The organism is Eubacterium uniforme, from assembly GCF_900167115.1.
GTDB classification, from domain to species: domain Bacteria; phylum Bacillota; class Clostridia; order Lachnospirales; family Lachnospiraceae; genus Eubacterium_S; species Eubacterium_S uniforme.
Genome location: NZ_FUXZ01000006.1, coordinates 67,879 through 81,116, shown reverse-complemented (window position 1 = coordinate 81,116; position 13,238 = coordinate 67,879). Strand labels below are relative to the sequence as shown.

Below are 13,238 nucleotides of genomic sequence, written 5' to 3'. Positions count from 1 at the left end.
ATGGAAATGATTTTAACAGGTATTGAAAATAAAAATGAATACTATACAAACCATTACTTTACCTCCATTTTTCAAGATAATGCTGAAGATACAATAAAGAAATGGAAACAGAAAGAAAAGGAAGAAGAGATACTACTACCATGGAAAAAACTCCGTGATATAAGAACACAATATTATAATATTCGAGATAAATATCTCCGCTCAAAAAATGAAGAAGTAAGTAAACCGATGATTCAGGAACTTGCAACTTTATATTTAGAGGCTCTTGGGTATGAATCTGTTAATAGTGTTTCAGAAGAAGTGGAGGATGGATTAATTGTTCCTATTTTTCACGAGGTTACAAAAACAAATGGAGCACCATTATTATGGGCATTTTTGTCTGTCGCAGAAGAACGTGAAGATGATATTCTTAAGGGGTATATTTTTGAAAAGAGTGATGATGAGGATGAAAAAGGGGATTCAGTTGCTATTGTAAACGATGAGCTTCTTGCAAAATTATTTTTTGCGGGAGAAGAAGCTCCAAGATTTATTTTATTATTTGGAATCAATCAAATTGCTTTAATTGATAGAAATAAATGGAATGAGAAGAGATATCTTCAATTTATGATGGAAGATATCTATAGTAGACATGAAGAATCGACATTTATGGCTATGACTGTTCTTCTTCATAAAGAGAGTCTTTGCCCTAGTGATGGAGCAATTGTACTTGATAGTTTAGATGAAAACTCTCATAAACATAGTGCTGGTGTTTCTGATGCACTCAAATATGCTCTTAGAGAAAGTATAGAGATACTTGGAAATGAAGTTATTTATGATATGAAAACAAGACAGGGAATCAATCTTGAAGATAATCCTGTGGATGCATCTGAACTTACTTTGGAATGTCTTAGATATATGTATCGTTTTCTATTTATGCTTTTTATAGAGGCTAGACCGGAACTTGGTTATGCGCCAATGAAGTCTCAGACATATGTACAGGGGTATTCTCTTGAAGGACTTCGTGATGTTTGTGATCAAGTTAAAGAAGATAGTGAAGTATTGGCGGAGGGGTATTATATCGATGATACTCTTAAAAAACTTTTTCATATGACATATTTTGGATATCCAGAAGATTTAGAAGAGTATAAGAGAGCTATTGAGATAGAAAAAACATCAATGCATGATGCATTCACAATTGAAGCATTAAAGGCACATATTTTTGATCCTGAATATACGAAATTTATTACTAAAGCAAGACTTAGAAACAGTGCTATGCTTCAGATTGTTGATTTGATGAGTATATCAAGACCAACTAATTCAAGAGAAAGAAAAGGAAGAATATCTTATTCTGCTCTTGGTATTAACCAGATGGGTGCAGTATATGAAGCACTTCTTAGTTATAGAGGGTTTATAGCAGAAGAAGATTTATATGAAGTAAAAAGAGCTGGAGATAAATTTAATGAATTAGATGTTGGGTATTTTGTAAAAGAGAATGAATTAGTTAATTATGATGAGAAGACAGAGCGTGTTCGTTATGAGTCTGGAGAAAAGAAGGGACAACTTCGAATGTATGAGAAGGGAACCTTTATTTATAGACTTGCTGGAAGAGAACGTGAGAAGTCAGCATCATACTATACTCCTGAAGTTCTTACAAAATGCTTGGTTAAGTATGCTTTGAAGGAATTGTTAAAAGATAAAACTGCTGATGAAATACTACATCTAACTGTATGTGAGCCGGCCATGGGAAGTGCTGCATTCTTGAATGAAGCAATTAATCAGTTAGCGGAAGCATATCTTACAAAGAAACAGGAAGAACTAGGAGAAACTATTAGTTATGATAAGCGTTTCGAAGAATTGCAAAAAGTAAAAATGTTTATCGCAGATAGAAATGTATATGGTTGCGATTTAAATCCGGTAGCTGTTGAGTTAGCGGAGGTTTCACTATGGCTTAATACAATTTATAAAGGCGCATATGTTCCTTGGTTTGGTACGCAGCTTGTGAATGGCAATTCTCTTATTGGAGCAAGAAGGCAAGTGTACTCGCAGTCTGTTCTAGAGGCAGGCAAATGGTATGATAAGGCACCTAGAAGAGTTTTGCCTGGAGAAGAACGAACTAGGAAAGGACAACATGAACATACTAAAGAAATATATCATTTTCTTCTTGGAGATCCAGGCATGGCTAATTATACAGATAAAGTTATCAAGAGCCTTGAACCAGAGAATATTAAAAAGTTAAAAGATTGGAATAAGAGATTTACTGCCAAGTTTGAAGAAGATGAATTAAAGACAGTTCTTAGATTGTCTGATAGTATCGATAAATTGTGGAAGCTTACAGCAAATGAGCGAAAAGAGATTGAAGAAGAAACATTAGAGCCATTAAGTATTTATGGGCATGAAGAAGTAGGTGAAGGCTCTCATAAGACTATTAGAGAAAAAGATGCTATTTATCATAAAAAATTTAAATCTGAAAGAGCAAAGAATGCAGGTCCATATGCACGATTAAAAGCTGCTATGGATTATTGGTGCGCGCTTTGGTTCTGGCCAATAGATAAAGCTGATTTGTTACCATCAAGACAAGAGTTTTTCTTTGATATGTCTTTAATACTTGAAGGAAATATACGTGCAGTTAATGTAAACACAAATGCACAAATTAGTTTTGCGGAGGATGATGATGGTTCGATTAAATTTTTTACAGAAGCTGAACAGATGACTCTTGATGTTATGCATCAGTATCAAGATTTAGGAGAAGTGTGTTTGGATGACTTAAGAGAACGAAGTGAAAGACTTGAAATAGCAAATCAAATAGCTTTAAAACAAAGATTCCATCATTGGGAATTAGAGTTTGCAGATGTATTTGAACAAAACGGAGGATTTGATTTAGTTGTGGGAAATCCACCGTGGATTAAAGTAGAATGGAACGAACAGGGGGTTATATCTGAACATCAACCAATGATTGTTATAAGAAAGATAAATGCGGCTCAGACTTCGAAAATTAGAGAAGAAGTTTTGGTAGATAAACAGGTATATGATGAATATATTAGTGAATATACATTAATGGAGGGAGAAAAAAACTATTTAAATGTGATACAAAATTATGAATTGCTATCTGGGCAGAAGGCAAATTTATATAAGTGTTTTTTGCCGTTGGCATGGTATATAGGAACTAGCGTTAGTGCATATATTCATCCGGAAGGTGTTTATGATGATCCTAAAGGTGGTGCACTTCGTGAGCAACTGTATTCTCGGTTACGCAAACATTTTATGTTTGCTAACGAGAGAAAGTTGTTCCACGAAGTGCACCACCATACACAATTTAGTTTAAATGTGTATGGTGGTCCACAGGATCCTAAATTTGATAGTATATCAATGGTATTTATACCTCAGACTATTGAGGAATGTTATTCCTTTGATGAAAGTGCTAGAATACCAAAGTTAAAAGATGAAAATGGTAATTGGAACGTATCGGGACATCCGCATAGAATTATCTCTGTAGATAAAAATGAACTTGCATTATTTGCAAAACTATTTGATGATTCGGAAAAATGGAAAGAAGCGAAATTACCAACTATTTTTGTTAGAGAACAAATTGAGGTGTTGGAATTATTTAGTAGAATTGAAACAAGATTAGGAAATTATAAAGGGCAGATTTATACAACTACTATGTGGAATGAAACGAATGCTTTAAATGAGGGTTCGCTAAAAGAGGAAATATTTTTTCCTGAAGATAATAGAGATGTATTATTTGTGGGACCATATTGTAATGTTTCAAATCCGTTATTTCAAACAGTAAAACAACAATACAGGGTTAATAGCGATTATGATCATATAGATCTTCTTCATATTAAAGAAGACTATAAACCAAGGGCTAAGTATAGGGTAAAACTTCAACAAGATGAAAAATATAATAAACTTCCAAAGACTCCATGGGGAAAATTAGCAAATGAGTATTATATGCTTGTAAATAGAGAGTTCGTAGGGAATACATCTGAAAGAACACTCGCTTCATGTATTATTCCACCGAGGAGTATGTTTTTATATACATTATTTGGAGTCATAATGCCTAAAATAGAAGATATGTTATTACTAAGCGCATATGAATCTAGTTTGCCGTATGATTTTTTTGTAAAAATATTAGGCAAGAATCATATAAATTATGGTGTTAATATGTTATTTCCGTTTATGCATTCTAAATTTGATGATGCGTTATCAATAAGGGAAATGTTGCTTAATTCTTTAACGGTTGATTATTCTGATTTGTGGGAAGAGAATTGGAAAGAGAGTTATAAAGAAGAGATGTGGGCAAAAAATGATAAAAGACTTAGTAATAGTTCTTTTAAAAAACTTGAAAAAGAGTGGAAATGGGAAACTTCATTAAGAACAGATTTTGAGCGTAGAGAAGCACTTGTTGAGATTGATGTTTTAACAGCTATGTCAATAGGAATGTCTTTAAATCAGCTTGAAACGATATATGAAATGCAATTTCCGGTTCTTCAATCATATGAAGATGATACCTGGTATGATTCAAATGGAAGAATTATTTTTACAAATAATAGAAGTATGGTAGGGGTAGGTCTATCTCGTACAGAATTTGAATTAATTAAAGATATGCGTACAGGTATATACAAAAAAACTATTATTGACGATACAATTCCGGAAGGTCCAGTAGAAAGAATAATTGAATATTTGGCGCCATTTGATAAATGTGATCGAATAAAGGACTATGAAGAAATCTGGAAAAATTTTGAGCAGAGATTTTAAATTAGCGATTTTTAAGGATGAAAATTCTATAAAAATAAGGAGGTAAGCTAGATGTTACCATCAATTCTTGCAAGACAATATCAGGAAGGTTTGATAGATTATATTGATACGTCATTTCCTATAACAAACCATATATTTAAAGGGTCTATTAGGAATATGCTTAATACAAAAGATGCGGTTTTTCATGAACCGTATGTTGCAGTGCGCTTACCTTTTCGTGTTTATGAAGGAGAAAAAAATTATTTTGAGTCGATTCATCAGTTATTTAGTCCATATGTTCATCAGCAAAGAGCTTTTGAACGTCTTACGGGCGAAGATGGTAGGTCGACGTTAATTGCCACAGGTACGGGTTCTGGTAAAACTGAGTGTTTTCTTTATCCTATTCTAGAGTATTGCTATAAACATTGTGGTGAAAAAGGAATTAAGGCTTTAATCATTTACCCAATGAATGCTTTAGCATCGGATCAGGCAAAGCGTATTGCAGAACTTGTTGATAGAAGTCCTGAACTTAAATCAGCGAATGTTCGTGTTGGAATGTATGTAGGAGGACAGGAGCATTCATCTGCAAAGATGATGCTTCCAGATAAGGTTATTACGGACCATGAAACTCTTCTTGCAGCACCACCTGATATCCTTATGACTAACTATAAGATGTTGGATTATCTTTTGGTTAGACCTAAGGATGCTGAACTATGGAAGAATAACCTTCCAGATACATTGAAATATATTGCTGTTGATGAACTTCATACTTTTGATGGAGCTCAGGGTACAGATTTGGCATGCCTTATTAGAAGATTAAAAGCACGTCTTAATGTATTGCCTGGACAGATTTGTTGTATCGGAACTTCTGCAACAATGGGTGCAAAAGATAGTGCAAAGAGCATACGTGAATATGCATCGGATGTTTTTGGTGAAATATTTGATGAAGATGCGGTTGTTACTGAAGATCGTTTGTCTTCAGATGAATTTTTTAGTGGTTATGATGTTTCTGATTATAAGATACCATCAAGGGAAGAAGCACTTAAAGTAAAAGATTTATCTTCTGGAGAAGATGAAAAAGAGTATTTATATGCTGCATTAGATTGTTGGCTAGATGATACTTCATTATTAGATGATATTATGAGTGATGATGCTAGAGTCGAACTTGGTAAGAAGCTTATGCATCATAATTTTACTCAGAGTATTATTGCTGAAGCGGAAGGCTCTTATATGCAAAATTCATTTGTATATGAGAACTTAATTAAGAGATTTCCATTGTTGAGCAAGTTAGGAGAAGAGCTAGCAAGTATTGTTATCGATGCTCTTTATGCATTGATTTCTCATGCAAGAATAAGAACTTCTTCAGGCAAATTGCGTCCGTTTTTAAATGTTCAAGTTCAGGTATGGATGCGAGAATTAAGAAGACTTGTTGGTGAAGTTGCTGAGAAGGATATTAAATATGCTCTTTCAACAGATTTAAATGAAAAACAGGCAAAGCATTATCTTCCTGTAATAAATTGTCGTGAGTGTGGACAGACTGGTTGGGCATCCGTGGAGGATAATGGAAGTGTAGAGATAAGAGATATTAGAGCATTTTATAATGCTTTCTTTTCTGGTGATTCCAAAGTGAGAATTATGTTCCCACATAAGGAGGGAGAAGAAGCATTTAATATAAGTAATCGTATGAGATTATGTCCTGAGTGTATGGAGATTATGTTTGATGAACCAAATAAAACTCTTTGTTCAAATGGACATAAAACTATTCCTATTTGGGTTCCAGATTTGAAGACTGAAGGAAGAAATAATTCTAAGGCTTATAAATGTCCTTTCTGTAATGGCAAAGGAACAATGTCTCTTATAGGTTTAAGAAGTGCGACTGCTATAAGTGCGGGAATATCGGAATTATATGCATCAAAGTTTAATGATGATAAGAAACTTTTAGCATTTACAGATAATGTTCAAGATGCTGCTCATCATGCAGGATTTTATAATTCAAGGACTTGGAAGTTTGGACTTAGAACTGCAATAACTCATTTTATTAATATTGATTCAGAAGAGTATTCTTTAGATGAGTTTATTCAGAGAGTCGTTGCTTATTGGAAAAACTATCTTGGTGATGATTATTTTGTTGCTAATTTTATACCTTCAAATCTTACGTGGATGCGTGCATATGAAAGAATGTGTAACGAAGGTACACTTAGAAATGATGAGGATGCAGCTACACTATTAAGTTTTGTTGAGCAAAGATTTAAATATGAAATACTTATGGAGTACGGAATACTTTCAAGAATCGGAAGAACTCTTGAAAAAGCTGGGTGTTCAGTGCTTTCTTTTGAGTATGAAAAAGCAATTCCTAGAATAATGGAAAGAGTTTCAAATGAAGTTGGAAGATTGCAGAGTGCAGATGTAGATACATTTACAAGAATGGTAATAGGTGTTTTGCATCATATGAAATCTAATGGTGCATTTACTTACTATGCCTTTGAACAGTTTATAAGTAATGGTGCAGATTATTATCATCTTTCTAATGATCGTAAAAGATGGCTTCCTGGTGTAAATAGAGGGCTTAATGTTCCGAAGTTTGTTGCTATAAACCGGGGACCTAAGAGAAATAAAAATTTTGATAGCATAGATGCTAAATCATGGTATGCTAAGTGGATTAATAAGTACCTTCCGATGTTCTCACTAGAATCAGATGCTACTGATATTATGAAGATTATCCTTGAGGAACTTACCAGAACAGGATTTTTAAATAAGATAGAGACTAGGGATAGTGTTGATGTATGGTCAATTGATCCAGAAAAGTGTAAAGTTACAAGTAAGGTAAAGCAACTTATTTGTGATGAGTGTGGTACACAAATATCTATGTCGGAATCTGATGCAAAATTATTTGAAGGTGCTTGTTGTACAAGACATGATTGTAATGGTCATATGCATATTGCAGAAGATAAAGGATTAGATTTTTACGGTAAATTGTATAGTCAAGGAGAACTTGTACGTATTGTAGCGAAGGAACATACAGGGTTGCTCGAACGAGATGATAGAGAAAATTTAGAACGAGAATTCAAAAAATCTAAGGATAAACATAAGCCATGGGATCCAAATCTTTTGTCTTGTACACCAACTTTGGAAATGGGTATTGATATAGGAGATTTATCTACAGTAATACTTAGTTCAATACCGCCTGCTCAAGCAAATTATGCCCAAAGAGCAGGACGTGGGGGGCGTAAAGATGGTAATGCATTGACAGTTGCAATTGCAAATTCTAAACCTCATGATCTATATTTTTATCAGGACCCAATGGAAATGATAGCAGGAGCTGTTGAACCACCAAAGGTATTCCTTAAGGCTTCGGCAGTATTGGCAAGACAGTTTACAGCATATTGTATGGATTGTTGGGTAAAATCTGGAACAGCGTCAGTTCCAGATAAAGTTAGCCAATGTTTAGCTAAACTGGATGAAAATTCAAAGGATAGATTCCCAAACAATTTCCTTTATTTTGTTCAGAATAATATGGCAAAACTTGTAAGAATGTTTATTCAGACATTTTCTGTAAATCCGGGAAATGGTGAAGGTCTTGATGAAAACTCAATTAGGGATATTAAGAAATTTGCTATGGGTGAAGGTACAACTAATAGTCCTATGCATATAAAAATCTATAATGAGTTTTATGATTTGAAGAAGCAACGAGATGGTATTCAAAGTAGTATTAAAGAACTTACAAAGATGATTAAGGCTCTTGAAAATAAGCCTGAGGATTCGTCTTATGATGAACAAATAAAAGAATTAAAAGCAGAGCGTGTTGCATGGACAAGTGTTGTTACAAAGATTAATGATAAGAATGTTTTTAATTTCCTATCGGATGTAGGATTATTGCCAAATTATGCATTCCCTGAAGCAGGTATTGTATTAAAGGCGGTTCTTACGAGAGTTGAAAAAGACGAGTATGATAGAGAAAAAAATAAGTATGAGAGTACGACCTATGAATACAATAGGTCTGCTTCGTCTGCAATTAGTGAATTTGCACCTTTAAATAGTTTTTATGCTGGTGGACATAAGCTTACAATTGATCAGGTAGATATTAATACAGCTAAATCCGAACCATGGAGATTATGTCCAAATTGTTCACATGCTTCAATCGAAGACTCAAGTACACCTGTACATGTATGTCCAAAATGTGGCAGCCCAGGATGGGCAGATGCTGGACAAGTTCGTCCTATGTTTAAAGTACAGATGGTTTATTCTAATATGAAGGTAGAGGATAGTCAGATTGGTGATGATAGTGAAGATAGAGCATCTATGTTTTATGACAAAGAATTACTCGTAGAAGTGGATGAAGATAAGGATGTTATCCAAGCATATGAGATGGACAACAAAGAGTTTAAGTGGGGATATGAATTTCTTCAGAAAGCAACTATGCGTGAGATTAACTTTGGTGAACAATCAATTACTGGGGATAAGTTGCTTGTTGCTGGTCATGAAGGTGTAAGAAAAGGTTTTACTATCTGTAAGTATTGTGGAAAGATTCAAGTACAGGGAGAAAAACCAAAACATTCTAGATTCTGTAAAATGGTAAAGGATAATGCTATGGTTATGGATCCATTTGAGGAGTGTCTTTTCTTATACAGAGAATTTGAAACAGAAGCTTTACGTCTTTTGATTCCAGCTACAACAATGGATTCTTCAAATGTAAGAGTGGAATCATTTGTAGCAGCATTTATGCTTGGAATGAAGAAGAAGTTTGGTAATGTTGATCATTTAAGAGCAACTGTAAGTGAAGTTCCAGTTCCTGAGGCTGATTATAGGAAACAATATTTAGTTATTTATGATTCTGTACCTGGAGGAACAGGATATCTAAAGCAGCTTATGAATGAAGAAAATGGTATTATAGATGTTTTCGAAGGTGCATTGGAGATGATGGAGCATTGTAGCTGTAATGATGATCCTCAAAAAGATGGATGTTATAAGTGTTTGTATGCATATAGACAGAGTCAACATATTGGTGAGATATCAAGAAACTCAGCAATACATATATTAAAGACCATTTTAAGTGGTAAAGAAAATAAAACAGAAATAAAAAAGCTTTCACAAGTAGATACAAATCATTTATTTGATAGTGAATTAGAAAGAGAATTTGTCGGTGCTTTTAAAAAGATGAGTACATCAGAAAGACCAATAAAAGTAAATAAGGCATTGGTAAATGATAAAGAAGGTTATTCTTTACAGGTTGGTAATAATCTATGGACAATTGAGCCACAGGTTGATTTTGATGCCTCTATGGGAATATCTGTAAAATCTCGTCCGGATTTTGTTATAAGACCAAAGAGAACAACAGGAAACCAAAAACCTATAGCTATATTTACAGATGGCTATTATTATCATAAGGATATTGTCGAGGACGATACATTAAAACGTATGGCCATTATGCTTTCTGGAATATATAGAGTATGGTCGCTTACATATAAAGACGTACACAATGTATTTAAAAGTCAAGGTGATTATAGAACAGAAACTTTGAAATCTGTGAAGATGCCGTCTGGAAAAGTATATAAACCTGCTATAAAGAATGAAAATGCTGAAGCAATTAATCCAGAAAACGAAAATGCTTTTGAATTATTGATTGATTATTTATCTATTTCAAATGCGGAGGATTTATTTACATCACACGCTAAAGCATTTGCAATGTCGATACTAGAAGCAAAACAGATGAGTAATCAGGTTTTATATGGAGAGTGGAGTAGTAAATGGAAATCTGTATTAAAATCTAGTGGCTCTTTAGATGATGTGGATGATTTTGGACAGGCAATATTTGGAACTTGGCGTCCACGTCAAGATATGGGAAATATAGATGTGATGGCTGAAATTTCTTTGGCTGAAATGACAGATATGAAGATGGGGGCACCATTAAAAATTGTGGCGATTATTGATGATAATCCTGATTCAAGAACGGACAAATATGAGGCGGATTGGAATGGTTTCTGGCATTTCGTAAATGTTATGCAGTTTAATAGTACAGCAATCTTTTTATCTAAGCTTGGAATGAGTAAGGCTATATATAGTAATCTTGGAATGATTATTTCTGAGGATGAGACAATAGATATGACGATAAGTACAGACATTGTTGTTGATGAGAAATGGGATGATATAATGGATGAATTTATTGATGATATCGCTATAACATGTGCAACTGAGATGAGAAACAATGGAGTTCCAGCACCAGATGTAGTTGGTTTTGAATTATCAGATAAATCATCTGGAGCTACTATAGCTGAAGCCGAAATGTCATGGACAGATAAAAGAATAGTTTGGCTTTTACCAGAACAAGAAAGTTATGCTGACGTATTTAAGAACGAAAACTGGACTGTACTGCTAAGCAGTGAAGTAATAAATAATGATGTATTTGGAGGACATATAAATGAATAATAAGCCAACAGTAGCAATTTCATCTGATTTTTTAACTGCATATGCAGCATTACCAAGACAGAAACAAGGAAAAGTAACTGAGTTTTTTAATAAATTTAAGAATGACCCTATGCATCCTGGGATTAATTTTGAAAAGATTAATGATGGAATAGATAAAAATATTTATTCTGTAAGAATCGATGATACTTACAGAGGAATTATTGTTCGTGAACCAAAAAATAATGTTTATATTTTGCTATGGGTAGATCATCATGATGAGGCTTATGATTGGGCGAAAAGAAAAAAATGTTCAATAAATAAGATTACAGGAAGCGTGCAAATTTTTGAAGTACAAGAAGTTATTGAAGAACAAAGTGTAATTGATGAACCTGTTTTGTTTTCAAATATTACAGATGACATATTTGAAAAAATTGGTCTTCCAGAAGAACAATTACCAATGATTAAAGCTATTAAAACTTTAGATGGTTTATATGCATTAAAAGATGCAATTCCAGAGGATGCATTTGAAGGACTTGAATGGCTTGGAAATGGTTTTACGGTAGAAGAAGTTTTATCTACATTGTATCCAGAGACAGAGCATGTTGAAATTAAAGAGGATGACTTTGTGGCAGCACTTCAAACAGATACGAGTAAGAAGAGTTTCGTTATAGTTGAAGGAGAAGAAGAACTTCAAGCTATTATGCAAGAACCACTTGAAAAATGGAGAATTTTCCTTCATCCAACACAACGTAAAGTTGTTGGAAAGAATTTTAATGGACCTGCAAGAGTATTAGGAGGAGCAGGAACTGGTAAAACAGTAGTTGCGATGCATAGAGCAAAAATGTTATCAGCTAATTTAGAAGATGATGGAAAGATTCTATTTACTACTTATACAAAAAACTTGGCAGAAGATATAAAGGAAAACCTTAGAAAAATTTGTTCTGTTGAGGAAATGAAAAGAATAGATATTATTAATCTTGACGCGTGGGTTTCTAATTTTTTGCATAGACAGGGATATGAGTATCAAATTGTGTATGATGAAGAAGTTGATAAGGCTTGGAGAGAGGCTATTGCTATAGCAGGTGGAGATTTGAGTTTTGTAGAAAATTTCTATAAGGACGAGTGGATTAAGGTTGTTCAGTCCCAGGAAGTATATGATAAAGTGTCATACTGTAAAGCATCTAGAATTGGTAGAGGTGTACGTCTCGACAGAAAAGTTCGTATGCAAATATGGGATGTGTTTGATGAATACCAAAATATAATGAACGAAAGAATGCAACGAGATGTTGAGACTGCAATGTATGAATGCCGAAAGATTCTTGAAAGTAAGAATCTTATAGGTCAATATACATCCATTATTGTTGATGAAGGTCAGGATCTTAGTCCAAGTGCATTCAGATTGCTTAGAGCATTAGCAGGTGATGAACATCAAAATGATATTTTTATTGTAGGTGATTCACATCAGAGAATATATAGAAATAAAGCAGTTCTTTCTAAATGTGGAATTAATATACGCGGTAGAAGTAGTTATTTAAGGATTAATTATAGAACAACTGAGGAAATTCGAAAATTTGCATTTGGTTTGCTTAATGGAGTTTCATTTGATGATTTGGATGAAGATTACGATAATGGTAAGGGTTGCCAATCTCTTACACATGGAGATAAACCTGAAATAAAAGAATTTTCAACACCGGAAGAAGAATTGGATTATTTGGTTAATAGAATTCATGAACTTGAAAATGTTGGAGTAGAACAGAAGAATATTTGTATCGTTGCAAGAACACATAAATTGCTTGATAATTATATTGCTGGACTACAGAGAGCTGGTATTAAGTCTTTTGAAATTAAAGCTAATAAGACGGATGATCGTTCTTTTGAAGGAGTGAGAATAGCAACTATGCATAGAGTAAAAGGACTTGAATTTGATCATGTTTTCGCAGTAGCAGTTAACAAAAAAGTTCTTCCATTTGGAACAAGAGCAGATTTTGAAGATGATATTTCTCTTGAAGAATTTAGAACAGGCGAGAAATGTTTACTTTATGTTGCGCTTACTAGAGCAAGGAAGAGCGCATGCGTTTCTTGTTATGGCGGATTGAGTGAATTGATTGTGTAGGATTATC

3 protein-coding genes are annotated in these 13,238 nt (G+C 33.8%); all 3 read left to right on the top strand.

What is annotated here, in order from left to right; translation table 11 throughout:
* From B5D16_RS05465 to B5D16_RS05455, 3 genes are read left to right on the top strand one after another with little or no spacing between them, the layout of a single operon-like run.
* On the top strand, positions 1-4,737 hold the full coding sequence (locus tag B5D16_RS05465) for an Eco57I restriction-modification methylase domain-containing protein (protein WP_242942994.1): 4,737 nt from the start codon (positions 1-3) through the stop codon (positions 4,735-4,737).
* 51 nt (positions 4,738-4,788) lie between these two features.
* Positions 4,789-11,139, top strand: a complete 6,351-nt coding sequence (locus B5D16_RS05460; RefSeq protein ID WP_078765970.1) for a DEAD/DEAH box helicase — start codon at positions 4,789-4,791, stop codon at positions 11,137-11,139.
* Positions 11,132-13,231, top strand: a complete 2,100-nt coding sequence (locus tag B5D16_RS05455; RefSeq protein WP_078765969.1) for a UvrD-helicase domain-containing protein — start codon at positions 11,132-11,134, stop codon at positions 13,229-13,231. The genes B5D16_RS05460 and B5D16_RS05455 overlap by 8 nt, the downstream gene beginning before the upstream one ends.
* Positions 13,232-13,238: the final 7 nt, after the last annotated feature.

Coding starts and splice junctions, on each gene's coding strand:
- B5D16_RS05465 (WP_242942994.1), top strand. CDS start 1: ATGGAAATGATTTTAACAGGTATTGAAAATAAAAATGAATACTATACA.
- B5D16_RS05460 (WP_078765970.1), top strand. CDS start 4,789: ATGTTACCATCAATTCTTGCAAGACAATATCAGGAAGGTTTGATAGAT.
- B5D16_RS05455 (WP_078765969.1), top strand. CDS start 11,132: ATGAATAATAAGCCAACAGTAGCAATTTCATCTGATTTTTTAACTGCA.